25 protein-coding genes are annotated in these 23706 nt (G+C 61.6%); 16 read left to right on the plus strand and 9 right to left on the minus strand.

Going from position 1 to position 23706, the window contains the following annotated elements; genetic code table 11:
• Positions 1 to 16: 16 nt before the first annotated feature.
• Both FEZ59_RS19995 and FEZ59_RS20000 read left to right on the plus strand, forming a co-directional pair.
• A complete protein-coding gene (locus tag FEZ59_RS19995) occupies positions 17 to 580 on the plus strand; it encodes a mismatch-specific DNA-glycosylase (protein WP_019744548.1) in 564 nt (187 codons plus the stop codon).
• 53 nt (positions 581 to 633) lie between these two features.
• Positions 634 to 984 carry a hypothetical protein gene (locus FEZ59_RS20000; RefSeq protein ID WP_020908500.1) on the plus strand — a complete coding sequence of 117 codons (351 nt, stop codon included), beginning with the start codon at positions 634 to 636 and terminating at the stop codon, positions 982 to 984.
• Positions 985 to 1044: 60 nt separating this feature from the next.
• Here the strand turns inward: FEZ59_RS20000 and FEZ59_RS20005 are convergent, their stop codons facing one another.
• Positions 1045 to 2742 (minus strand): fumarate hydratase, encoded by a 1698-nt coding sequence (locus FEZ59_RS20005; RefSeq protein WP_003945198.1) that lies wholly within the window; start codon positions 2740 to 2742, stop codon positions 1045 to 1047.
• Between the two features lie 114 nt (positions 2743 to 2856).
• The gene (locus FEZ59_RS20010; RefSeq protein WP_172933079.1) at positions 2857 to 3978 is read right to left on the minus strand and encodes a winged helix DNA-binding domain-containing protein; all 1122 of its coding nucleotides are present in this window, start codon (positions 3976 to 3978) and stop codon (positions 2857 to 2859) included.
• A 272-nt stretch (positions 3979 to 4250) separates the two neighbouring features.
• On the opposite strand from FEZ59_RS20010, the gene FEZ59_RS30290 reads away from it, so the two are divergent.
• The 8 genes from FEZ59_RS30290 to FEZ59_RS20045 all read left to right on the plus strand — a co-directional run bounded on the left by FEZ59_RS30290 (position 4251) and on the right by FEZ59_RS20045 (position 11612).
• Positions 4251 to 4376 (plus strand): hypothetical protein, encoded by a 126-nt coding sequence (locus FEZ59_RS30290; RefSeq protein WP_019744544.1) that lies wholly within the window; start codon positions 4251 to 4253, stop codon positions 4374 to 4376.
• Between the two features lie 330 nt (positions 4377 to 4706).
• Positions 4707 to 5711, plus strand: a complete 1005-nt coding sequence (locus FEZ59_RS20015; RefSeq protein WP_031331070.1) for an alpha/beta hydrolase family protein — start codon at positions 4707 to 4709, stop codon at positions 5709 to 5711.
• Entirely contained in the window at positions 5708 to 6694 is a 987-nt protein-coding gene (locus FEZ59_RS20020) for an alpha/beta hydrolase family protein (RefSeq protein WP_241896014.1), read from the plus strand. The genes FEZ59_RS20015 and FEZ59_RS20020 overlap by 4 nt, the downstream gene beginning before the upstream one ends.
• Positions 6695 to 6779: 85 nt before the next feature.
• Positions 6780 to 7259: a VOC family protein gene (locus FEZ59_RS20025; RefSeq protein WP_007726307.1), complete on the plus strand. Its 480-nt coding sequence runs from the start codon at positions 6780 to 6782 to the stop codon at positions 7257 to 7259.
• A gap of 110 nt (positions 7260 to 7369) precedes the next feature.
• A complete protein-coding gene (locus FEZ59_RS20030; RefSeq protein ID WP_242459857.1) occupies positions 7370 to 8332 on the plus strand; it encodes an iron-siderophore ABC transporter substrate-binding protein in 963 nt (320 codons plus the stop codon).
• Between the two features lie 168 nt (positions 8333 to 8500).
• Positions 8501 to 9199 (plus strand): CPBP family intramembrane glutamic endopeptidase, encoded by a 699-nt coding sequence (locus FEZ59_RS20035; protein WP_060939530.1) that lies wholly within the window; start codon positions 8501 to 8503, stop codon positions 9197 to 9199.
• Between the two features lie 69 nt (positions 9200 to 9268).
• Positions 9269 to 10669, plus strand: coding sequence for an amidohydrolase family protein (locus FEZ59_RS20040; protein ID WP_172933081.1), 1401 nt, complete (start codon positions 9269 to 9271; stop codon positions 10667 to 10669).
• A gap of 1 nt (position 10670) precedes the next feature.
• Positions 10671 to 11612, plus strand: coding sequence for an antibiotic biosynthesis monooxygenase (locus FEZ59_RS20045; RefSeq protein WP_172933082.1), 942 nt, complete (start codon positions 10671 to 10673; stop codon positions 11610 to 11612).
• Here FEZ59_RS20045 and FEZ59_RS20050 read toward each other — a convergent pair.
• Positions 11600 to 11830 (minus strand): PLD nuclease N-terminal domain-containing protein, encoded by a 231-nt coding sequence (locus tag FEZ59_RS20050; protein ID WP_029536799.1) that lies wholly within the window; start codon positions 11828 to 11830, stop codon positions 11600 to 11602. The two genes, FEZ59_RS20045 and FEZ59_RS20050, sit on opposite strands and share 13 nt — an antisense overlap.
• Before the next feature lie 888 nt (positions 11831 to 12718).
• On the opposite strand from FEZ59_RS20050, the gene FEZ59_RS20055 reads away from it, so the two are divergent.
• Entirely contained in the window at positions 12719 to 13501 is a 783-nt protein-coding gene (locus tag FEZ59_RS20055; protein WP_020908491.1) for a DUF1906 domain-containing protein, read from the plus strand.
• On the opposite strand, the gene FEZ59_RS20060 is transcribed toward FEZ59_RS20055, so the two are convergent.
• Both FEZ59_RS20060 and FEZ59_RS20065 read right to left on the minus strand, forming a co-directional pair.
• Positions 13488 to 13988 (minus strand): nuclear transport factor 2 family protein, encoded by a 501-nt coding sequence (locus FEZ59_RS20060; RefSeq protein WP_007726289.1) that lies wholly within the window; start codon positions 13986 to 13988, stop codon positions 13488 to 13490. The genes FEZ59_RS20055 and FEZ59_RS20060 overlap by 14 nt on opposite strands.
• A gap of 235 nt (positions 13989 to 14223) precedes the next feature.
• Positions 14224 to 15669, minus strand: a complete 1446-nt coding sequence (locus tag FEZ59_RS20065; protein WP_060939502.1) for an MFS transporter — start codon at positions 15667 to 15669, stop codon at positions 14224 to 14226.
• Between the two features lie 81 nt (positions 15670 to 15750).
• On the opposite strand from FEZ59_RS20065, the gene FEZ59_RS20070 reads away from it, so the two are divergent.
• Positions 15751 to 16215 carry a MarR family winged helix-turn-helix transcriptional regulator gene (locus FEZ59_RS20070; RefSeq protein WP_041815101.1) on the plus strand — a complete coding sequence of 155 codons (465 nt, stop codon included), beginning with the start codon at positions 15751 to 15753 and terminating at the stop codon, positions 16213 to 16215.
• Here the strand turns inward: FEZ59_RS20070 and FEZ59_RS30100 are convergent.
• The 3 genes from FEZ59_RS30100 to FEZ59_RS20080 all read right to left on the minus strand — a co-directional run bounded on the left by FEZ59_RS30100 (position 16206) and on the right by FEZ59_RS20080 (position 18003).
• The gene (locus tag FEZ59_RS30100; RefSeq protein WP_232253247.1) at positions 16206 to 16607 is read right to left on the minus strand and encodes a hypothetical protein; all 402 of its coding nucleotides are present in this window, start codon (positions 16605 to 16607) and stop codon (positions 16206 to 16208) included. The genes FEZ59_RS20070 and FEZ59_RS30100 overlap by 10 nt on opposite strands.
• 78 nt (positions 16608 to 16685) lie before the next feature.
• On the minus strand, positions 16686 to 17429 hold the full coding sequence (locus FEZ59_RS20075) for a hypothetical protein (RefSeq protein WP_029255827.1): 744 nt from the start codon (positions 17427 to 17429) through the stop codon (positions 16686 to 16688).
• 271 nt (positions 17430 to 17700) lie between these two features.
• Positions 17701 to 18003 carry a 4a-hydroxytetrahydrobiopterin dehydratase gene (locus tag FEZ59_RS20080; RefSeq protein WP_029255826.1) on the minus strand — a complete coding sequence of 101 codons (303 nt, stop codon included), beginning with the start codon at positions 18001 to 18003 and terminating at the stop codon, positions 17701 to 17703.
• Positions 18004 to 18019: 16 nt separating this feature from the next.
• Here FEZ59_RS20080 and FEZ59_RS20085 point away from each other — a divergent pair, with 16 nt between their 5' ends.
• Positions 18020 to 18445: a (deoxy)nucleoside triphosphate pyrophosphohydrolase gene (locus FEZ59_RS20085; RefSeq protein ID WP_024487314.1), complete on the plus strand. Its 426-nt coding sequence runs from the start codon at positions 18020 to 18022 to the stop codon at positions 18443 to 18445.
• Here FEZ59_RS20085 and FEZ59_RS20090 read toward each other — a convergent pair.
• A complete protein-coding gene (locus FEZ59_RS20090; protein ID WP_019744526.1) occupies positions 18423 to 18599 on the minus strand; it encodes a hypothetical protein in 177 nt (58 codons plus the stop codon). The genes FEZ59_RS20085 and FEZ59_RS20090 overlap by 23 nt on opposite strands.
• Before the next feature lie 324 nt (positions 18600 to 18923).
• Between FEZ59_RS20090 and typA the strand changes: the two genes are divergently transcribed.
• From typA to mshB, 3 genes are all read left to right on the plus strand, one after another.
• On the plus strand, positions 18924 to 20831 hold the full coding sequence (gene typA / locus FEZ59_RS20095) for a translational GTPase TypA (RefSeq protein WP_019744525.1): 1908 nt from the start codon (positions 18924 to 18926) through the stop codon (positions 20829 to 20831).
• Positions 20832 to 20982: 151 nt separating this feature from the next.
• Positions 20983 to 22767, plus strand: a complete 1785-nt coding sequence (locus tag FEZ59_RS20100) for an ABC transporter substrate-binding protein (protein ID WP_172933083.1) — start codon at positions 20983 to 20985, stop codon at positions 22765 to 22767.
• Positions 22764 to 23648 (plus strand): N-acetyl-1-D-myo-inositol-2-amino-2-deoxy-alpha-D-glucopyranoside deacetylase, encoded by an 885-nt coding sequence (gene mshB / locus FEZ59_RS20105; protein WP_134999193.1) that lies wholly within the window; start codon positions 22764 to 22766, stop codon positions 23646 to 23648. The genes FEZ59_RS20100 and mshB overlap by 4 nt, the downstream gene beginning before the upstream one ends.
• The last annotated feature ends 58 nt before the right edge of the window (positions 23649 to 23706 follow it).

Below are 23706 nucleotides of genomic sequence, written 5' to 3' on the forward strand. Positions count from 1 at the left end.
CTGATGTACTGGCAGCATGGGATTCACGCGCGCCGAACTGGAATCGTTCCGAGACGCCGAGATCGAGGATCTGATCGGGCCGAATTGTCGTCTGTTGTTCGTCGGTATCAATCCGGGACTGTGGACGGCGGCGACCGGCGCGCATTTCGCCAGGCCGGGTAATCGGTTCTACCCGGCACTGCTGAGGGCAGGCATCATCGAGCGTCCGATCGATCCTTCCGCGGGTATGTCGGACGCCGATACGCAGCACCTGATCGATCGCGGCGTCGGTATCACCAATCTCGCCGTTCGCGCGACGGCCAGAGCCGACGAGTTGAATGCAGAGGAACTTGCCGCCGGAGGAGTGCGGGTGCGGGCAGTCGTGCGTTCGACCAAACCGAAAGTGGTTGCCTTCGCCGGAATCACCGCCTATCGCACTGCTTTCGCTGACAAACGAGCCAAAGCGGGGCGGCAAGATCAGCCTTTCGAAGATGCTGCTCTGTGGATCGTGCCCAATCCCAGTGGGCTGAACGCACACGAGACGGTGGATACGTTGGCCGCCAAATACCGTTCTGCTGCAGCCGAAGCCGGGATATTCTGACAGGAACTCTCAGTTCCGTTCGCCTGGAACGAAGTACGGGATAGAGTGATCGTATGTCTGTTCTTTACAACATCTTTGTAGTGATTCACCTACTCGGTATGGCTGCCCTGGTCGGTAGCTACTTCACCGTCCTCAAGGCTCCTTCGATCACCGAGGTCATGGTGTGGGGTGCCAGGATGCAGTTCGTGTCCGGCCTGATCATCGTCGGCTTGGGCGAAGGCGCGCTGGACAAGAACTACATTCACGCGAAAATCGCTGTGAAGCTGGTGCTTTCGCTGGTGATCGTGGCGCTGGCCGAGATCACCCGGGCGAAGCAGAAGAAGGGGCAACCCAATCCGAATCTGGTGCACGTCGTCGGCGGGTTGTCGATCGTAACCGTATTCGTGGCCGCGCTCTGGACCTGACAAAGACACAAAAGAGCCCCGGCGATCGAAACTCGCCGGGGCTCTTTGCTGTTGACGCGTCTACAGGCCCGGACGCTTGCCGATCGTCAGGGTCACTTCACCGGTGTGGGCGAAGAAGTCGTTGCCCTTGTCGTCGACGACGATGAACGCGGGGAAGTCCTCGACGTCGATCTTCCAGACGGCTTCCATACCCAGTTCGGCGTACTCGAGGATGTCGACCTTCTTGATGCAGTCGAGTGCCAGACGAGCCGCCGGTCCACCGATCGATCCGAGGTAGAAACCTCCGTGGGTGTTGCAGGCGTCGGTAACCTGCTTGGAACGGTTTCCCTTGGCCAGCATGATCATCGAGCCACCGGCGGCCTGGAACTGCTCGACGTACGAGTCCATACGGCCGGCCGTGGTCGGGCCGAACGAACCGGACGCCATACCGTCGGGCGTCTTGGCTGGGCCGGCGTAGTACACCGGGTGATCCTTGAGGTACTGCGGCATCTCTTCACCTGCGTCGAGACGCTCTTTGATCTTGGCGTGTGCGATGTCGCGTGCCACGACGAGCGGACCGGTGAGCGACAGACGCGTCTTCACCGGGTGCTTGGACAGCTCGGCGAGGATCTCGGCCATGGGCTTGGTGAGGTCGATCTTGACCGCAGCACCCTTGCCGGTACCCGAAATGCCATCGGTCTCTTCGTCGAGCTGAGCGTCCGTGACCTCGGGCAGGAAACGGCCCGGGTTGAATTCGAGCTGTTCCAGGAACACGCCCTCCGGCGTGATTTTGGCCTTCGCCTGTCGATCGGCCGAGCACGACACCGCAATGGCGACGGGCAATGAAGCGCCGTGGCGGGGGAGTCGAACGACGCGGACGTCGTGGCAGAAGTACTTACCGCCGAACTGTGCGCCGATGCCGATCTTCTGCGTGAGCTCGAAGACCTTCTTCTCGAGTTCGTGATCGCGGAAGCCGCGGCCCGTAATGGCGCCTTCGGTGGGGAGCTCGTCGAGGTAGTGCGCGGACGCGTACTTGGCTGTCTTCATCGCGAACTCGGCCGACGTGCCGCCGACGACGATTGCAAGGTGGTACGGCGGGCAGGCAGCGGTACCGAGCGAGCGGATCTTTGCCTCGAGGAACTGCATCATCGAGTCGGGGTTCAGGATCGCTTTGGTTTCCTGGTACAGGTAGGACTTGTTGGCGCTGCCGCCGCCCTTGGCCATGAAGAGGAACTTGTACGAGTTCTCATGTCCGGCAGCAGTATCGGCGTACAGCTCGATCTGCGCGGGCAAGTTATTGCCAGTGTTCTTCTCGTCCCACATCGTGATGGGGGCGTTCTGCGAGTAGCGCAGGTTCAGACGCGTGTATGCGTCGTAGACACCGCGGGCAATGGACTTCTCGTCGTCGCCGGGGGTGAGTACGTGCTGTCCACGCTTGCCCATGACGATGGCGGTTCCGGTGTCCTGGCACATCGGCAGAACGCCGGCAGCGGCGATATTGGCGTTCTTGAGCAGGTCGAGCGCGACGAACTTGTCGTTGTTCGACGCTTCGGGATCGTCGAGGATGCTCGCGAGCTGCGTCAGGTGATCCGTGCGCAGGTAATGAGAGATGTCGTGCAGCGCCGTTTCGGTCAGCAAGCGCATCGCTTCCGGCTCGACCTGAAGGAAGGTGCGGCCGTCCGGTCCCTCGACTGTCGACACCCCTTCGGTGGTGAGCAATCGGTACTCGGTGGTGTCATCACCGATCGGCAACAGGTCCTCATAGAGGAAGTCGGCCATCATCTCTCCTGAACAAGGGTGCGTGCGAAGGTCGCATTCAGGTTATCGTTGGGGGTTTCCTTCTCCGAATCGGGGCGGGTGTGAGCTGGAATTATCCGGATGCCACTGGCTCGATCAAGATACTTCGACCAGTTCGGAGAGCTCGACGCCGCGAAATTCGGCAAGTATTTCGGCCTGCTCGGCCACTGCTGCACGGGCCGATCGTGACCACGTTCCCCACGGGGTGATCGCGACCTTCAGCTTTTTTCCGGACGCCCGCGGTCGCCACAGTCCGGTGATCGTGCCGCCGACCACCACCGTGCCCGGTCGCCCGAGGGTCGGCCACACCGTCTTCTGAGCGGCCGGATCGGGCACCAGGGTCTCCCGATCCTTGAGCTGTACATACGGATCGAAAGGCCCGAGCAAGCGCGTACTCGAATCGGAGGGGGAGCCGAGCAAGTCTTCGCGGTCTTGTTCGAGAATCCACCGCTTCTCGCCGTTCACCTCGATCTCCTCGGCATCGACGGGCCAGTGGGCTGTGACGTCCTTGACCGGGGCATCGAGAAACGACGCGACGTGAGCAGGAGTGGCGGGGCCGTAGAAGCGCAGATACCCGCGAATCACGTCGAAGCGGGGATCGGCGTCTGAACCTGAGGCTGTGTACGGGCGTCGGCGCCAACCCGGAATGCGTTCGAGCACTGGGGGAGATGTGCCCGGCTGTAGCTCGAGGCCTGCCTGAAGTGCCGCGAGCCGGAACGGCATCTCGTACAGATGAGTGGCGTTGCACGGGCGGCAGAATCTCAGAAAGGGCTCGGTGACCCGCGTGGTCAATTGCGCGGACATCTCGCCCTTGACGGTTGGTTTCGAGACGATGTCCCGCATCGCAGTAGCAACTGTTTGCAGGGCACTCAGCGTCGGGATGCCAGCGGCCTTCAGGGGCCGATTCGCGTCGTAAATGCGCTTGGCTGCATCGGCTTCGCTGAACGGCGACGTGGCGACGGCGATGGCAGGCAGGTCGCCCCGACGGTAATAGTGGGGAGCGCCGCGCAACGTCCAGGCAAGAGCGAGCTCGGTGACGTCGCCGCGGACGCCGCGGATCCGCAGGGCCCAGGCGGCTCCGTCAGGTCCGGTGTTCTGAATCCCGAGATCGAGAATGCTGCAATCGCTGTGATCGGCGTCACCGGCAGCCGCTCGGTCGAGTTGATGGCGGTGCCACCGGAAATTAGCTACCTGCGTGAGTGAGGTTGCGCTAGACATGATTTCAGTTTACTGGTGGGTAACCGCAGGATTTGGGACAGTTGATCAATGCGACGACAGAATTGGTGAAATTCGACCGATTGTCCGGAATTTTTTCAGTAGCAGACCTTATTAGTCGAAATAATGACCCCATTGTCGGAATCCTTTGCCAACTGGTCGTTCGTATGATTACTGTTACCCACGTCACGGATACATTACAGATGTGACGCAGCTGTCACAGCACTGTCGGGTGCTTTTCGGCAGCTGACCTCTGACCTCTCAAGGAGATTCGCATGGGTTCAATGGAAGGAATTCTCGGCGCTGTTGTTCAGGGCCTGGGATCACTGTTCAGCGCTGACGGTCTGCTCAAGACCTTCATGGGATCGGTAGAGACCATCTCCAAAGACCCCACCCCCTAATTCAGCGCGACATTGCCACGCCCGCTCCGGGTGTAGTTACTTCAATTTCGACAAACTGCAGGAGGAAACTCATGGGATCTCTCGGTGAAGCCATCGGAAGCGTCAACAACCTCGGTCAGCGTCTCGTCGACGCACTGACCACGCTCAGCGGCGGCACGGTTACGCCCAAGTAAGCGTCGTCTGACGAGAAAGGCTCACGCACTCGGTGCGTGAGCCTTTCCGCGTCGATCGGAACTAGGTCGACCGGATCGAGTTTTTCCGATCACGTCGGGTTTGCCTCTTTCAGCCGGTACCGTTCGAAAGGTTCCGCTGCCGAAGAGAGTGACCCGGATGATCGAGACTCGTGCTTTGCGAACGGTTTTCCGCGTCTTCGTGGCGTTGGCCACGGCAGTATGTGGGCTCCAGGTCCTCACGGCACCGGGTCACGCTCAGTCGGTGGACAGCAGGCTGGTCGACATCTCGGTGTACTCACCGTCGATGGGGCGCGACATTCCGTTGCAGGTCTTGCGGCCGGCTGATACCTCGACGCCCGCTCCGACGCTCTACCTACTCAATGGAGTGGACGGAGGAAAAGACGACGCGACGTGGTCGGTGCGGACCGATGCACCGAAGTTCTTCGCGGACAAGCACGTCAACGTGGTCACCCCTCTCGGTGGAGCATTCAGCTACTACACCGATTGGGAGCGGCCGGACCCCGGCCTCGCGAAATCCGGCAACAACAACGGGGTCAACATGTGGACCACGTTCCTGACGGAAGAACTACCGCCAGTCATTGATTCGACGTTCGGAACGACCGGCGAGAACGCACTTGCCGGCTTGTCGATGGCAGGCACGTCGGTACTGGATCTGGCTATGGCGGCGCCCGCGCTGTACAACAGTGTCGGCTCCTTCAGCGGGTGTGCGATGACGAGTCCAGGCATCGGTCAGGACTTCGTGAAACTCGTGGTCGCAGTGGGTGGTGGCAACGCGGAGAACATGTGGGGTCCGTACGATGGCCCGGGTTGGCCGGCTCACGATCCGGTTGTCAACGCGGACAAGCTACCTCGAATCCCGATGTACATCACTACCGCAACCGGGATTCCGGGTCCGTACGACACGCTTGCCGATCCACGGATCGACAACGACGTCACAGATTTGGCGTTGCAGCTTGTACTCGGTGGCGGAATCGAGGCGGCAACTCACTACTGCACCACCCAGCTTGCGGACAGGACGAACGCATTGGGTATGAACAACATTCGCTACAACTTCAAGCCGGCAGGAACGCATTCATGGGGATACTGGGAAGACGACTTACACGACTCGTGGCCGATGATCGCCGCGTCGCTCGGCGTGTGAGGCCCAATCGAGCAAGCCTTCGAAGCGTCGTTCTCGTCGGCGCGCTCGCCTTGATTTCACTACTTGCGTTGCCCTCGACCGCGCTCGCCGACGAGACCCCGAAGATAACGAGTGTCACCGAACTGTCCTCGCGCTTGGTTCTTCTCGACGTTGCGAGTCCCGCCATGGGGCGCACCATGCAGGTGAAAGTACTGCTTCCTGCCGATCGCTCGGAACCGCGCGGGACGCTGTATCTCCTGGACGGCAATTCCGGGCAGATCGAAGAGAACAACTGGCTGGCTCCGGCTAACGGCGATATCGTCCCGTTCTTTGCCGACAAAAACGTGAACGTCGTACTCCCCATCGGTGGAACCGGCACCATGTACACCGATTGGCAGGAAGACCACCCGAAATTCGGTCGTCTGAAATGGGAGACGTTCCTGACGAAAGAGCTTCCCTCACTGATCGACACGAGGTTCGCAACCAACGGGCACAACGCAATCGGCGGGATCTCGATGGGTGCAGAGGCCGCGCTGATCCTGGCCCAACGCTCGGCCGGGTTGTACGACGCGGTCGCGGGCTACAGCGGCTGCTACACAACCGTCGGAGGATTCGGCAAGGCGTTGACCGATCTTGTGGTCATCAACGGAAATGCCCGTTCGGAGCAGATGTGGGGTCCGGCCGGCAGTGAGGCTTGGCAAGAGCACGACATTTTCGCCAATGCCGACAAGCTGCGCGGCACCAAGGTGTATCTCGCCTCGGGATCGGGACTACCAGGCCCGCACGAAACTCTCGATACTCCTGCCCTGGGCCGGGTACTGGTCGTTGGCGGGGTCATGGAACTGGGATCGAACCTGTGCACCGACCAGATCGCGCAGGTGTTGCGCGATCGCGGAGTCGATGTCACCCGCAGCGCTCAACCGGTGGGGACGCACGGTTGGCCGTACTGGCGCGACGAACTCGTTCGCTCCTGGCCGATGCTCGACTCTGCGTTGTCGGCTTGAGTAATTCCTTGCGATGAGTTTCCGCTTCGGGCCGGGTCTATAACCCTGTACACCTGATTCGTAACCTCATCGACAAGGACAGAACATGCCTTCCATCACTCCCTGTTTGTGGTTCGACAACCAAGCAGAAGAAGCAGCGAACTTCTACATCTCGGTGTTCGGTTCCGGGCAGATCCTGGGAATCGAAAGATACGTCGAGGGATCGCCTTCCGGAATGCCGGCGGGATCGGTGATGACCGTCAGCTTCGAGCTCGGCGGTCAGCGATTCACCGGATTGAACGGCGGACCGATGTTCACGTTCTCGGAAGCAGTGTCGTTCGAGATTCCGTGCGTCGATCAGGCTGAGGTCGATCACTACTGGTCCAGGCTGACCGAAGGTGGGGAAGAGGGCCCGTGCGGATGGGCCAAGGACAAGTTCGGATTGTCCTGGCAGGTAGTCCCGAATCGTCTTCTCGAACTGATGAAGGATCCGGATCGGGCCAAGGCACAACGCGCCACGGACGCGATGATGAAGATGAAGAAGATCGACATCGCGGAGCTCGAACGGGCCGCAGACGCGTCCTGAACACGATCTGGCCGATGGGCGACAGCCTTCGTTAGCTGATGCTAGCCTTCCCTAATTCTCGCTGGAGCGTTGGAGGAGTGCTGGTAACCATGCGAATCAAAGTCTCTCGAATGAAGATTGCAGTCACCGCCTTGGCGGCCTCGCTCGCCGTCGCCGGGCTTGCCGGCTGCAGCAGCGACAGCGCTGACGCACCCGCGGAGGCGGGAGCAACCGTCTCGACCATGTTCGGCGACGTCGAGGTCCCGGCCAACCCGCAGCGCGTCGTCGCGCTCGGTTGGTCGGACGCCGAGACGGCACTTGCCCTCGGAACACAGCCGGTCGGTGTCGCGGACTGGATGGCGTTCGGTGGCAAGGGTGTCGGACCCTGGATTGCGGACGAGTTCACCACGGACCCGAAGATCCTCGGAACCATGGACCTGAGCATCGAGGACGTCATTGCTCTCGACCCGGACCTGATTTTGTGGACGAGAACCGACAACACGCAGGCCACCTACGACAAGCTCAGCGCCATCGCGCCGACGGTCGGGCCGCCTCCGGGTCTGGCCACTGCGTACGGGACGACGGTCGAGCAGCAGACCGAACTCGTCGCGAAGGCTCTCGGCAAGGAAGCAGAAGGAAAGGCGCTACTGTCCGGCCTCGACGCCAAGTTCGATGCTGCAATTGCCGCCAATCCGAGCTTTGCGGGTAAGACAGCGGCCGTCGGCGCCTACAGTTCCGATGGTTACGGCGCGTACGTACCCGGCGACGCACGCGCAGACTTCATGACGCGCCTCGGCTTCACGATCCCGACGGCGATCACCGAAAAAGCCACCGGAAACTTCTACATCCCGGTCGCCAACGAGAACTTGAACTTGTTCGACGCGGATCTCACGGTTCTGTTTCCGATCTTCCTCGACAGCAGTGCGTTTGCGAACGATCCGCTGCTGCGCGCAATCCCGTCGGCCCAGGAGGGACATCTGTTGATCCTCGATGATCCGGCACTCGTCAATGCGTTCTCGAGTGGCTCGGTACCGGGGTTGACCTACGCAATCGACAACGCCGTTCCGAAGTTTGCGAGCACGCTCGGCGCCTGATCAGAGGTGTTTCGGGACCTGCCCGTCACTGTGAGCGTGTTCGCAAACAGTGGCGGGCAGTTCTCGTGCGTCAGTACACTGGAAAAAGTGAACTTTCAGCTAACGAGCGGCGGCCCAGTGGAGATCGCTCCAGTGGAGATCGAAGCGACCGCTCCTCGTTTTCCGCGGATGCATGCATACGTGGATATCGCTGTTGTGATCGTGGTGCTGGTGGGAACCAATCTGATCGCGCATTTCACCACCGCCTGGGCAAGCATCGCGACGGTACCCATCTCTGCTCTCGTCCTGTTGGCGCTCACCAAGCGCCGGGGAATGGGTTGGGCGGAATTGGGGCTGTCCCCTCGTGACCTGCGGCGAGGTTCGAAGTACGCGCTTGCTGCCGTCGGCCTGGTCCTGACCGTTGTCGCCGTCGGCGCTCTGCTTCCGCTCACACGTGCTTTCTTCATGGCGGATCGCTACGCCACTATTTCCGGCGCGATCATCGCGTCGATGATCGTGATCCCGCTGCAGACCGTCATTCCCGAAGAGTTGGCTTTCCGTGGCGTCCTGCACGGCACGTTGAACCGGGTCAGTGGATTCCGCGGCGTCGCCGCTGCCGGTTCTCTGATGTTCGGACTGTGGCACATCGCGTCGTCGATGGGTTTGACCAGCGGTAACGAAGGGCTGTCAGGCTTTCTCGGTACCGGAGTGGTCGGCCAGGTCGCCGGCATCCTCGGAGCCGTTCTCGCCACCGCTGCGGCCGGTCTCGTATTCACCTGGCTTCGTCATCGCAGCGGCAGCCTGATTGCGCCGATTGCTCTGCATTGGTCGTTGAATGGTGCAGGTGCACTGGCTGCTGCTCTTGTTTGGCATGCAACTCTTGCTTGATCCCAATATCTGACAAAAAGGACAGCATTCGCCGCGCGGCGCCGGGTAGTTTTGTGCTTTGCTCAGTAAGTGACGCACCTTCATCGAGGCCATGTCTTCCACATTTCAGGTCGTCCGACGGTTGAGGATGCGGCGCAGTCGCTCGTCTCGATCCCCGACGGCGTCTTGGCGATCGACGATGCCGGAACGATCGTCTACTGCGGAGAATTCGAATCGCTCCCCGGAGACCTCGCGGGCGGCGAAACTCACGATCATCGACCGGGTTTCCTGCTGCCCGGATTCGTCGATGCCCACATTCATTTCCCGCAGACCTACGCCGGCGATGCGTACGGCGGCGGCCAACTCCTCGAGTGGCTCGACCTGTGCGTCTTTCCCTCCGAATCGAGATTCGCTGATCCGGAGTTCGCCCAGCACGCTGCCGAGGCCTTCTGCGCTCGCCGAATCGCCACGGGAACGACGGCCGCGATGGTGTTCGGATCAGCCTTCCCGCACGCGCAGGACGCATTGTTCAGTGAAACTCTGAATCGCGGCCTTCGAGTGGTCAGCGGCCGCGGGATTCAGACCACCGGCCCGGCGTCCGCTGCCGCGCTGATCACCTCGGAAGAGGACGCGATCAGACTCACCCGCGAGGAGATCGACAAGTGGCACGCGGCCGACACCGGCGACGTGAACACCGCACTCATTCACGTTGCAGTGGTTCCCCGCTTCTCCCTCGCGGTGACAACACGGACGCTGAAAGACTTGGGGGAGTTGTACGACTCGATCCGTGACCGAGGCGTCTACTTCCACAGTCACCTCAATGAGAACAATCGGCCGGGAACCGGCGAGGTGGCAACCACACTCGCCGAGTACGAGGTCGAGACCTATCTCGACACGTACGACGGCAAGTTCCTCCCCGGCTCACAGGTCGGCGGAAAGAGCTTTCTGGGTCCGCGCGCGATACTCGCGCACTCGGTGCACTGCCAGGACTCCGAACTCGCACGCATGGCCGAGACCGGAACCTCGATCGCACATTGCCCGACGTCCCAGCAGTTTCTCGGCTCAGGCACCATGCCGTGGAAACGAACCGTTGCGTCAGGGGTCAACATCGCGATCGGATCGGACTTCGGCGGCGGCGACGAGTGCCTGCTCACCCGAGTCCTCGGCGACGCCTTCAAGGTTCATATCTCCGAAGCCGGCGACGACGGAGTGTCGATGCACCCCGCCGAACTGCTGTTCACCGGAACACTCGCCGGTGCTCGCGCGTTGGACATGGAGAACCGGATCGGCAACTTCGACGAGGGCAAAGAGGCCGACTTCCTGGTGATCGATCCCTCCGGGTGGCCGCCGCTCGCCGGGCTCGTCAACCACGGAACGCGTTCGGATGATCCGATACTCGCCCGCGACCAGACGCTCTTCGGCCTCCTGATGGCGATGCGCGAGCCCGCGATTGCACACGTATACGTGCAAGGGCGCCGGGTGTCGGGCTGACGTGTCGGCAACCGCCATCACCGGGTATCACCGAACGAGTTCGGGATTCCGGGCGTGGGTCGAGCGTGCGGCCGAGACCGCCGGTCGATTCGACGGCTACCTGAGCTGTGGCATCAGTGATCAACCGGAACCGGTGTCGCACGGCATGTCTGTCACATTCGACAGTGCCGACGATCTTCACCGTTGGCTGGAGTCGAGTGATCGCCGCGATCTCGAAAGAGCCGCTGCGGCAACGGGAATTCTGGCACAGACGAGTGATCTGGTCCTCGTCGACGGAGTTCTGCCGCCGCCCGGTATCGGCGTGTACGACCACGTCGTCGTCGTGGGTAAGGAGAACGAGTTTCTGCGAACGCAACGCCATCTCATCGATCTCAGTTTGCGATTCTCCGGCTACGAGTCGGTGATGTTGTTGCGGTCGGTCACCGACTCCACCCAGTGGAAGTCAGTCCTCAGGTTTCGGACCGAACAGCAGTTGGCGGTGTGGATGGGGTCGCCCGAAAGGGCCGCGGCACTGCCGAAACTGCGAGCCGAGTTGGCCGAGGACTTCACCGAGACCACGCGGTCGACACCGTTCGGCACCATTCTGCGCACGGAGAACGGGCAGACCCGTGCGACGCCGAATTGGAAAACGGCGATGATCATCCTGCTCGTTCTCTATCCGACAGTGATGACGCTGTCACGATTTCTCGGTCCGCTGCTCGACGGGATCGGAGCGCCTCCATGGCTGTCGATGTGGTTGAGCCAGATAGTCAGCGTCGGCGCGATGACGTGGTTCCTGATGCCGACGGTCACCAGGTGGTTCCGCCACTGGCTCGACCCGGTCGACGGCGCCGTTCCCCGCACCAACTGGCGCGGTGTCGCAGCGGTAATTGCGGTGTACGTCGTGACTCTGACGCTCTTCGCCTCCGTGAAGTGGCTGCAGTTCTGGGACTACTTCGACTGAATCCGGCCTCGGCGGAAGTAGGTGAGCGGTCCGAAGAAGTTGACGAAGATGATCGCCGCCCACTTCTTCTTACTGCCATTGACCGTATTGGCAGGGCGTCGCGCCAGGTCTGTCCACGCGGCGATTGCCAACAGAGACTGAATCGTTGCGAGCAGGGCGGCGACGCGGCGCTGCGCGGGTGACAGCTCACTCCAGGATTTCTTTTTTGTGAGGTTCATGAACTCCACTGTGCCCTCGAACGTCCGATTGGTGTCGAGATAGGGCTGCTATCGGTGCCTGGAGTTCCGCAAATCGGTGTGAATAGCGTCACCATGATGACCGCTAGGTACGGTCCCGCGGTCAGTCGGGATGGTCGTTTTCGGCGTAAAGATCTCGCTAACTCGAACTGTGGCTGAATGTTTGCGCCCGGACTAAGCTCGCGTGGCCACATTGCCGCGGGGGATTTGGCCAATCTGCTGGTACGCGCTCTAGCGGGAGCAACGCCCTCGCTGTTAAGTAAGGCTTGCCAATCTTGTGGTCCGCCTACAGGTTTGATGCTGCGAGATAGCTGTTATCGGGAACGATGTTCGGAATACGTCAATAAATCGTCCGTAGGTGACAGTTTGATCACTGCCGGTGGGCGTCACCTGTGTGTATGTCCGTGTCCCGAAGGGGTCGAAATGTAACGTCCCGGACACATTTGGTGTCGCGGAAGTAACGGAAGACCTCTACTCTTATCGCCAGCAGCCACTCACGTGGCGGCAATCCTCTGGACCGTATCTTCGACAGGAGCACATCGCATGAGCAGCGCAGAATTCTCGGATGCCTTCACCTTCCTCAACGACTTCTTCAGCAACGCGTCTGATCTCTTCAGCGCTCTGAGCTTCTTCACCTCGCTCAGCTGATAGCTTCCGGCCGCTAGGCCGACTCAGTGGCCCCCGAAGACGATGTCTTCGGGGGCCACTGTTGTCTGTCTGACTATCTGTCTAACGTCCAATTTGGTGACAATGTGAGCATTGTTGGCCAAGTGCATGGCGGGGTTGATGTGACTGTGGTGGAATGCGAGCGAAAGAAGATAGCTTGCCTGCCCGCCACTTCCAGCGGGACACGCCGATGATCGGAGCTTTGTGCACGTCTCGCGAAGAAACCTCTTCAAGTACGCAGCTGCTGGATCGGCAGCTGCCGGACTCGCTGCATTGAGCGGTACGACGTCGGTGGCCAATGCCGGTTCACTAGGGACCCTGCTCGATTACGCCGCCGGTGTGCCGTCCGCTCAGGCAATCAAGGCCGCCGGGTATGCAGGCGCCATTCGATATGTCTCGGACAGGCGCCCGGGAGCCGATTGGATGGTCGGTAAGCCCGTACTGGCGCGGGAAACCGACGCGTTGACGGCGGCCGGACTCCAAGTCGTTTCCTGCTATCAATTCGGCAAGGGCGGAACGGCGGACTGGCGCGGGGCTCGCGAGGCAGGCAAGCGTCATGCTTCCCGTGGCCTCGAACTACATGCTGCGGCCGGTGGGCCGTCCGGTCGGCCGATTTACGCGTCGATCGACGACAACCCGACCAGTACCGAAATCACCACCCTGATCGCGCCGTACCTCGAGGGGTGGGCCTCGGTCGTCGGCAACGGAGCACTCGGTATCTACGGAAACACTCGCGTGATCGACGCAATGATCAGCGCCGGCGTCGGAACCTGGTTCTGGCAGCACAACTGGGGGTCGCCCGCAGGATATGTGCACCCGAGGGCAAACCTGCACCAGTTCGAGATCGACAAGCGCAAGGTCGACGGCGTGGGCGTGGATCTGAACTCGATCCTCACTCGCGACTACGGCCAGTGGTCGTTGGCCGGTGCGGTCGGTCCGGTCCAGCCCGTCGGATCCTCGTTGCCGACAGGATCTATCGCACCATAGCGCCGAATTTGGCGAGCCAGGCTTTGGCGTCATCGGGGAGGGTGCCCGCCGCTTCGGCGGCGAGGCACCATGCTTTTGCCATCGACAGGAAGTTCATCGGGTTGTAGGCGTCTTCTTCGCGAGACCACAATCCGTTGCCGGCGTAATGCAGGATCGTGATGTTGGCGGCTCCGTGCTTGGATCCGTCGCCCGGATCCTCCATCGGGTTGTCGATCTCGCACACGATCCATCCGCGCTGCTCGTCGACGACGAACCAGTTGGCCGGGAATTCGGTCATGCGGTGCCCCGGGAACTCTGTCATTGTGCGAGTGACCCACTTGCGTACAGCCTCTCGGCCATTGAGGGTGCCGAAAGCGTGTTCCACGTAGACGACGTCCTCGGTGAACATGTCCGCGAAGGCGTTCCAATCGCCGGAACGAGTGCACTCGACAACGGTGTTCTGGTACCCCGCGAAGGCGTCTTCGAGTTCGGTACGCGTCCAGGTCATGAAAGGCTCCTCGGGTAGTGGTCGCCTCAAATTAGAACACGTTGCAGAATTGATTGTCGGCGATTCGATGCAGACGAGTTCTGCGGTACCGTCGTTGACGGGTCGGGGACCCAATATGTGAGAGGGCAACGCGTGGATACCATCATCAGTTTCATCTACACACTTTTGTCGAAGTTGCAGACTGGCAGCATCGAAGGCTCTTCGGAGAAGTGAGTCCTCTGCCGGGTTGATTCCCTTACGTGACTTTCTGTTTGGGAATCAATCCGGCGAACACCATCGTCACAACGGCGGCTGCGATGGAAATCAGGAACGTGGCACGAAACGCCTCGAACGAGGGGATCACTGCGGTGCCGACGGTGATGGTCATTCCGGCCAGAACGACGCTCACGATCGCGGCAGACGTCGACGTGCCGATCGATCGCATCAAGGAGTTCAGTCCATTTGCGGCCGCAGATTCCGTGATGGGCACAGCGCCCATGATGAGGGCGGGCATCGCCGAGTACGCCAGTCCGACGCCTGCGCCGATGATCATTCCGGCAGCGGAGACCTGCCACACGCTCGAAACCGTGAAATACGCAAAGGTGTAACCCAATCCGATTATCAGCGCGCCAAGCATCAGCGTGATTCGCGGGCCTTGCCACGCCGAAATTCGAGCGGACACAGGTGAGAGTGCCATCATGACGAGTCCACCGGGAGCCAGCGCGAGTCCTGCTGCGACCATGGACAATCCGAGTCCGTAGCCGGTGGATGTCGGTGCCATGAGGAGTTGGGGGAGCGTCAAAGAGTGGCCGTACATGGCAAATCCGACGGCGATCGACGCGAAGTTGGTGAAGAGAACCTGCGGCCGGGCCGATACTCGGAGGTCCACTAGAGGTGCGTTGCGTCGAAGCTCCCACCATCCCCAAACCAGGAAGCTGAGGGCGGATACGCCCAAGAGCCCGAGCGTTTTTGCGTCGCCCCATCCCCAAGTCCCGCCTTTGGTGATGGGCAGCAGCAGAGTGATCAGGCCGACTGTGAGGCCGAGGGCTCCGACGAAGTCGAAACGGCCCGGGCGTCGTACCGTTGATTCGGGAATGACGAACGCAACAAGTGCGACGCAGATCAATCCGAGTGCCGCCGCAGTGACGAAGAGGAAGTGCCAGTTGGCATGCTGAGCGATCACCGCGGCGATGGGCAATCCGATCGCACCACCGACGCCGAGGGTGGCGCTCATGACCGCCATTGCCCCGGCTACCTTTTTCGGCGGCAGTACATCGCGAATGATGGCTATGCCCAATGGAATCGCCCCGATAGATGCTCCTTGAAGTGCACGTCCGATAATGAGCACCACGAGTGAAGGTGCGATCGCGCAGATGGCCGAGCCCAGAACGACCAATCCGAGGCTGACGAGCAGCATTCGCTTCTTGCCGAACATGTCGCCGAGCCGCCCGCTGATCGGCGTGATCACCGCGGCAGCGAGGAGTGTTGCGGTGACCGCCCACGAGGTGTCGGTGGGGGTGGAATTCAGTAGGTGAGGCAACTGCGGGATGATCGGGACTACCAGTGTCTGCATCAGTGCGACGACGATTCCGCACAGTCCGAGGACTGTGAGCACGGGACCCGAAGGGGCGTAGTTCGTGACCGTGGTTTTCTTGTCCGGGGATTTCTCGTCGACGTTCGACGAATCTGCGTGCACGGACATGCGGCTCCCGCCATGGATTGTTTCTGATTTGGTGCGTTCGCCCCAATGTGCACGCTACACATCGTGTGTATTCTGCACAATATGAGTATGGATCGAGAACCCGAACTGGTGAACATCGAGTACGAGTTGACCCTGCTCTCGCGTTACCACGCGCTGGCTCAAAGAGCCGAACTTCTTCTGGACCGGTCCGCGTATCTGTTGCTCGGACGACTGGAATTGCAGCAGCCCATGAGCCTCAAGGAACTGTCTTGTGCTTTCTCGCTCGACATTTCGACCATCAACCGGCAGATCGGCGCTCTGAGGCGGCAGGGTCTGGTGGAGCGGGTGGAGGATCCGGACGGTGGGCTGGCTCGAAAAGTTCGGCCGACGGCGCAGGGTCTGGCGAAACTCCGTGCAGACCGCGCACATTCGACAGCAGGAGTCGCAAAGGCGCTGCGTGAGTGGACGCCGGAGCAGCGCTTCGCGCTCGGTGACCTACTGCGGCAATTCAATACCTCGGTCGAGTCCTTGGAAGGCCGCGAATGGCCGCGACCGAATCAGGTCTGAGAGTGCGAGACGGACCGCAGTGATCGGTCCGGATCGCTCGAATCCGATTCCGGCGCAATGACAACAAGTTTCGGATGTTCCTCGGGGGCGGTGTGATTTCCCCGCCAGGAAAGCAGTGACCAGCGTGAGAGTCCGGACAGTGCCGACCCGAGGCTGGCGAACGAGCCCGAACTCAGCACCGATGCCGTAGACCCGATGCTCCCGATCGAAAGGAAAGAGCCGACGCTACCGATCGAGAGAATCGAGTACGCCGATCCGATCGAGAGAATGGACCCCTCGGATCGGATGGACAGTATCGATCGACTCGACTTGTGAGACCGTATCGACTGGTCGTCTGGCCTTGACGTCTGCTCTGGACGGCCATGCGTGATGTCCACTCGTAGATGTCCCATCTATCGGGTCTATCACGGTGATCGGAGATGCAAAAGGGACCCGCCGGAATTCGGCGGGTCCCTTTCACAAGACTTCGATCAAGCGACCGCGAACATACCCACGGTCGGGAGGAAGCTGCAGGTGATGCGATCTGCGCCTTCCGGCTGGGTGGTCAGCGAACCGCTGATCACCGAGAGGACGCGTCCCGGACCCGTATCGGCAATAGCCGACAAGGTGGCGGGACCATCCGGGTTGATGCGCGACGCGTTGGTCAGGTTCTGGGTGGCGCTGCGCTGGTTGTCGATGTTGACCCACGTCACGGTCATCGGCACCGGCTGGTCGTCGACGGCGGGAGCCGTACCGAGAGCGGTGAAGACGAACCCGGCCTGACCGGCAGCGGGGCCGGGAGGGGGCAGGTGAGCCGGGCCCGGAACAGCAAGCGCGGTTCCGACCGAATCGGCGGTGGCCGAGATGCAGCCCTTGCCAAGCGTCGGGTAGAGGAACTGCGCGATGACGGGGGCGTTCTCGTTCGGGATTTCCGGTCCGCCGCCGCCGCTGCCGTCGAGGAAGGTGATGACCTTCTCGAGGGTGGCTTTGATCTCGGGCGGAATGCCGGGAGAGTTCAGGATCGCGCGAGCTTGGTCGAGCAACGCTTGCTGCGGGCCGCCGGCGACGTCAGCCGGACCTGCAGCGGCGCCGATGATGGCGGGCGCAAACGATGCGAGGAACTCGATCGGCACACTTTCGGGTGCGGGCGGTGCTGCCGGATCGGCCATTGCCTGTGCCGGCAATGCCAGTCCTGCTACTGCGGCAATAGCGACGGCGGTGAACGCCTTTCGCATACCTCGGGTTCGAAGCACTGTTTCCCCATCCTTAGTCATACCGCGCGGGCGCCTAGGCGAGCTCCGCGTTTGACGGCTCGAGGGGTCACTCTATGTACAGAGCCCCCGGGTTGTACAGCTGTTCAGTTGCTGAGCAGCTACGCACCGGGGGGAGTCTATGGCATGACCGGCCTCGATCGTGATTTACGGCGACCATACCTGTGACTGAAGTGATCTATGTGAAAGTTGATGCAACTGTTACGTCAGATTGCGAGGTTTGTTTACTCGGAGATCAGTCGAAACGGACCGAATCGTCGACGAGTACGTCAATTCGACGGGCAAGGTCGAAGTCCAGTTCCGTGAGACCGCCCGCCGAGTGTGTCGAAAGCGTGTACGTGACCTTTCGCCAGCGAACGTCGATGTCAGGATGATGATCTGCGGCCTCGGCGACAGCCGCGATGCGTTGAAGAAGCGCGATCGCATCCGGGAAAGTCGCGGAATCGACGGTACGAGTGATCGAGCCCGGCGACAGCTGCCAGGCCGGCAGTTCGTCGAGAGCGCTTTGGATCGCGGAGTCGGACAACAAAGTGGCCATACTCCATCATGGTGCGATGAGTGATGTGCCTGCAAGGGATCGCGAAGTTGTCGCCGGTGCGATCTTCCGTGGGGGAAGGCTGCTCCTCGCGCAGCGGACGAGTCCGCCGGCGTTGGCCGGTCGCTGGGAACTGCCGGGCGGGAAGGTCGAGGAGTTCGAAACGCCGCAGGCTGCGTTGGCCCGCGAGTTGCGCGAGGAGCTTGCGGTAGAGGTTCGATGCGGAACAAGAATCGGCGTCGACGTGCAACTGTCGGCCGGGTTGGTCCTGCGGGCGTACCGGGCGGAGTTGGTGTCCGGCGAACCGGTCGCGCTCGACCACGCTCAGTTGGCATGGGTCGATGCCGAAGAACTCTTGTCGATGGATCTGGTCGACAACGATCGAGCCTGGATCCCCGAATTGCTCGAGGAGTTGAGGGCGCTTACGCCGCGCGGGCCTTCTTGAGACCGGCTTTCAGTTCCTTCTTGGATGCGCCCTCGTTCTCGAGCTTCTTCATCCGCATGATGACGACGGGGCACTTGATGCACCGTGTCTTCTTCCGGCAGCACTTCTTTTTCGGCTTGAGCTTCGAGACCTTGCTTGCCTTGATTTTTCCCATGTGACGCTGCGGCTTTCCTGTTTCACTACGGCGGAGAGCCCGCTCTTGGAACGAGGTTAGCGTACCCTTAAACACCCTGTTTCTCCAGGTCGTAATCCTACTCGCTTCAGCGTGGTGCAGATCACTATTGGCTGGTGGGGGCGGTGATAGAGGCCGCACAATGCAGGAGTATCCGCTCGGAGCGAGTAGTATTTACTAGGCCGCGGTGCCTATTCAGGCGATTCGTGCCCTGATTCGGATCACACACTCGTGCAGCGGCCACCAGAAGAGCCGTGCGACTTGACTTTCGCGTGGCCGAATCAACTCAGCCAGGAGAGCCATCGCGTGACCACCACCAGCTTCCGTAACGTTGCCATCGTCGCACACGTCGACCACGGCAAGACCACCCTCGTCGACGCCATGCTTCGTCAGTCCGGCGCGTTCGAGGAGCGCGCCGAGCTGGTCGATCGCGTCATGGACTCCGGCGACCTCGAACGCGAGAAGGGCATCACGATCCTCGCGAAGAACACCTCGGTGCACAAGCGCAACGAGGATGGTTCGGTCACCGTCATCAACGTCATCGACACCCCGGGCCACGCCGATTTCGGTGGCGAGGTCGAGCGCGGTCTGTCCATGGTCGACGGCGTCGTCCTGCTCGTCGATGCGTCCGAGGGCCCGCTTCCGCAGACGCGTTTCGTGCTGCGTAAGGCACTTGCTGCCTCACTGCCCGTCATCTTGGTTGTCAACAAGACCGATCGTCCCGATGCTCGCATCGAAGAGGTTGTCTCCGAGGCTCAGGACTTGCTCCTGGACCTCGCGTCCGATCTCTCCGACGAGGCCGCCGAAGCCGCCGAGCTTGCGCTCGGGCTGCCGGTTCTCTACGCCTCCGGCCGCGAGGGCAAGGCTTCGACGGTGCAGCCCGAGAACGGTCAGGCGCCCGACGCCGAGGACCTTACCGCTCTGTTCCAGGTTCTGATGGAGTACGTCCCGGCCCCCAAGGGCACGGTCGACGCGCCGCTTCAGGCTCACGTCACCAACCTCGACGCGTCGGCATTCCTCGGTCGCCTCGCGCTGGTTCGCATCCACAACGGCGAGCTGCGCAAGGGCCAGACCGTGTCCTGGTGCCGCGAGGTCGACGGCGAGCCCGTCATCACCAAGACCAAGATCACCGAACTGCTCACCACCATCGGTGTCGAGCGTGTTCCCGCCGAGGTTGCGCTTGCCGGCGATATCTGCGCTGTTGCGGGCTTCCCGGACATCATGATCGGCGACACGCTTGCCGACCTCGACAACCCGGTTGCGCTGCCTCGCATCACTGTCGATCAGCCGGCTATCTCGGTCACGATCGGTACCAACACCTCACCGCTGGTCGGCCGCGTCAAGGGTCACAAGCTCACCTCGCGCATGGTCAAGGCTCGCCTGGACCAGGAGCTGGTCGGTAACGTCTCGCTCAAGGTCCTCGACATCGGACGTCCCGATGCGTGGGAGGTCCAGGGTCGTGGAGAGCTCGCGCTCGCCATCCTCGTCGAGCAGATGCGTCGCGAAGGCTTCGAACTGACCGTCGGAAAGCCGCAGGTGGTCACTCAGACTGTCGACGGTAAGATCCACGAGCCTTTCGAAGAGCTGACCATCGACAGCCCCGAGGAGTACCTCGGTGCCATCACTCAGCTTCTGGCAAACCGCAAGGGCAAGATGGTTCAGATGTCGAACCACGGTCAGGGCTGGGTTCGTATGGAGTTCATCGTTCCTTCGCGTGGTCTTATCGGCTTCCGTACGGAATTCCTCACGGATACCCGCGGAACCGGCATCGCCAACGCCGTCTTCGACGGGTACGGCCCCTGGGCCGGCGAGATTCGTGCACGCCACACCGGTTCTCTCGTGTCGGACCGTTCCGGCACGGTGACGCCGTTCGCCATGATCCAGCTGGCTGACCGCGGAACCTTCTTCGTCGAGCCCGGCGCAGACACCTACGAGGGTCACGTCGTCGGTATCAATCCCCGTCAGGAAGACCTCGACATCAACGTCACCCGCGAGAAGAAGCTGACCAACATGCGTCAGTCGTCCGCAGACGTGATGGAGACCCTCGCGAAGCCCATCAAGCTCGAGCTCGAAGCGGCCATGGAATTCTGCTCCGGCGACGAGTGCGTCGAGGTCACCCCCGAGGACGTCCGCGTCCGCAAGGTGCATCTCAATGCAACCGAGCGCGCTCGCGAGCGTTCGCGTAGCAAGTCTCGCGACAAGGCTGCTCTGTAGTCTTTCGTCGGTTACCACCTGACAGGCGGATGTGCCTTTCAGCCGAGTTTTCGGCGGAAAGGTACATTCGCCTTCATGGTTTCCGGGCGAAAGTTCTGCCCGGAAATCGAGTGCGAAGGGGCGACGCGGCCCCGTACGGAAGGAATTGTCTGTGGCCTCAGGACGTCGCTACCTGGCGTTGGCAGTGGCAGTGACGGCGTTGTCGCTGACTGCGTGTACGGCCGATCCGCCGCCTCCGGTCGAGAGCACCGAAACCGTCAAGCCCACACCGACTCCGGTCGTTCCGGCGATGAAGCAGGTCACTGTGGCGATCGACGAGGTGGGAGGCGGATTCAACCCGCACCTGCTCGCGGATCAGTCGCCGGTCAACTCCGCAGTCGGCAACCTCGTGTTGCCCAGTGCGTTTCGCCCGATCAATTCGCCGACGCAGCCTGGTGCGACGGAGTGGGCGATCGACGATTCTTTTCTCGTTTCGGCTGAAGTGACGTCAGAGGCTCCGTTCACTATTCGCTACCAACTGCGCAACGAAGCCCAATGGTCGGACGGCGCTCCCATTGCGGCAGAGGACTTTCGCTATCTCTGGCAGCAGATGATCTCGGTTCCCGGTGTGGTCAACCCCGCCGGCTATCAGATGATCGACGACGTGAACTCGTCCGGCGGTGGCAAGACGGTCAACGTCGTGATGCGTGCGCCGTATCCGGCGTGGCGAGAGTTATTCACCGATATTCTTCCGTCCCACCTGATCAAGGACACTCCCGGCGGTTTCAGCACCGGTTTGAGTGAGGGGATTCCGGTGTCTGGAGCCCACTTTCACGTGCGCTCGGTCGACCGTGGTCGAGACGAAATCGTGCTGGAACGCAACGACCGATTCTGGGGCAAGCCCTCAGATCCGGATCAGATAGTTCTGCGACGCGGAGGAACGGCTTCGCAGTTGGCGGATGCACTGCGTACCGACGATGCTCAAGTGGCGCAAGTTCATTCGGGTAGTGCCACGGATATTCAGCTTTCTGCAATCCCGGGTGTCAGTACGGCATTCTCCTACGTTCCGCGCACTCTCGACATCAACGTCAATGGGCGCAGTAAGAACTTCGCGGACGTTCGGGTGCGTAAAGGTGTTCTGGGACTGCTCGATCCGGACCTGCTCGCCGTAGTGGCGGCCGGGAGTGAATCGGCGTCGGCCCCGGTGAAAGCTCAGATCCTCGCTCCGTCGGATCCGGGATATGCGCCAACCGCGCCGCCGAAACCGACGAGAGAGCAGGCGCTGGGCGAGCTGACCGCAGCCGGCTACTTGACAGCGCCGCCCACCGGAATCGTCACTGGCACTGGAACGGTCGGATCGATCGTCCGGGACGGCGCTCAGTTGACGCTGCTGATCGGCGCTCCCGAAAACGACGACATCGCGATCGCCGTGGCAAACACCGCTGCCGACGAATTGCGTGACGTGGGGATCCTGGCGACCGTCGAATCGGTGCCGCCGGAGGAGCTCTACGGCGAGGATCTGACCACAGGACGCGTCGACATGATCGTCGGTTGGAGCCGAGCAGGCGCTGACACCGCAACTTCGCTGGCCTCCCGGTTCAGTTGCCCTACAGCGCCTTCCACTCGTGCGACAGGTTCGGCGGTGCCCACACCCACGCCGTCGCAGTCTCCGGAGCCTGTCCGAACGACAAGCGTCGAGGCTCCGAGCAACCTGTCCGGGCTGTGTGATCCGGCGTTGCAAGGTCGGATCGACGAAGCGCTCAGTGGCATCGGGGATCTCGGGTCGTTGATCGCCGATGCGGAACCCAAGCTGTGGGATCTTGCGGCGGTTTTGCCGATCGTGCAGAGCCGAGCGCTGGTTGCAGTCGGGACCGGAGTCGAGGGCGTGGTCCTCGACGGGCCGGTGCAGGTGGGGATATTCGGAAACGCTACGGACTGGGTGAGGGTGGCAAAGTGACCGCGTCGGCGAAGCGACTTTTGTTGGTGCACGCACATCCGGACGACGAAACGATCACCACCGGTGGCACTATCGCGCGTTACGCGTCCGAAGGCGCCGACGTCACGGTCCTCACCTGCACGTTGGGGGAGGAAGGCGAAGTGATCGGTGACGCGTGGGCAGGGCTCGTGGCTGCCGAGGCCGATCAACTCGGGGGCTACCGGATCGCCGAATTGAGCGCTGCTTTGTCGGCTTTGGGCAGTGCCGCTCCTCGCTTCCTCGCCGGTGCCGGTCGGTATCGCGATTCCGGAATGATCGGCACACCTTCGGCCTCCAATCCCCGTGCCTTTGTCAATGCTCGACTCGACGAGGCAGTCGGCGCGGTGGTCGCCGTCATTCGTGAGATTCGGCCGCACGTCGTGATCACGTACGACCCCAACGGAGGCTACGGGCACCCGGATCACATCCAGGCACACGCGATCACGACAGCGGCCGTGGAAGCTGCAGCAACGACCGCATATCCCGAGACCGGCGAGCCGTGGTCGACTCCGAAGTTCTACTGGACCGTGACCGAGCGCAGCGGACTAGAACGCGGCATCGCGGCGATTTCCGAGTTCCCGGAGAACTGGCGTCTGCCCGAGCCCGGTGAATCGCCGAGCGTCGAGGACGCAGACGTGACGACGGCAATCGATGTTCGAGGCGTCATCGATGCGAAGGCGAGGGCATTGAGCGCCCACGCCACTCAGGTGACGGTAGCCCCGAGTGGAGCCGAGTTCGCGTTGTCGAACAACGTGGTCCAACCGATCCTGACGGTCGAGCATTTCGTATTGGCCGCCGGCACGCTCGGTCCAGTGGGTGAGGACGGTCGCGAGCGCGATCTGTTCGGCGGGCTGCACAGCTGACCTGGGCGTCGGCTCACAGGCATTGCGATCGACGCCGTAGTGGTGTGTGATGCGTGTC

The organism is Rhodococcus sp. MS13 (assembly GCF_013277835.1).
Taxonomy (GTDB): domain Bacteria; phylum Actinomycetota; class Actinomycetes; order Mycobacteriales; family Mycobacteriaceae; genus Rhodococcus_F; species Rhodococcus_F erythropolis.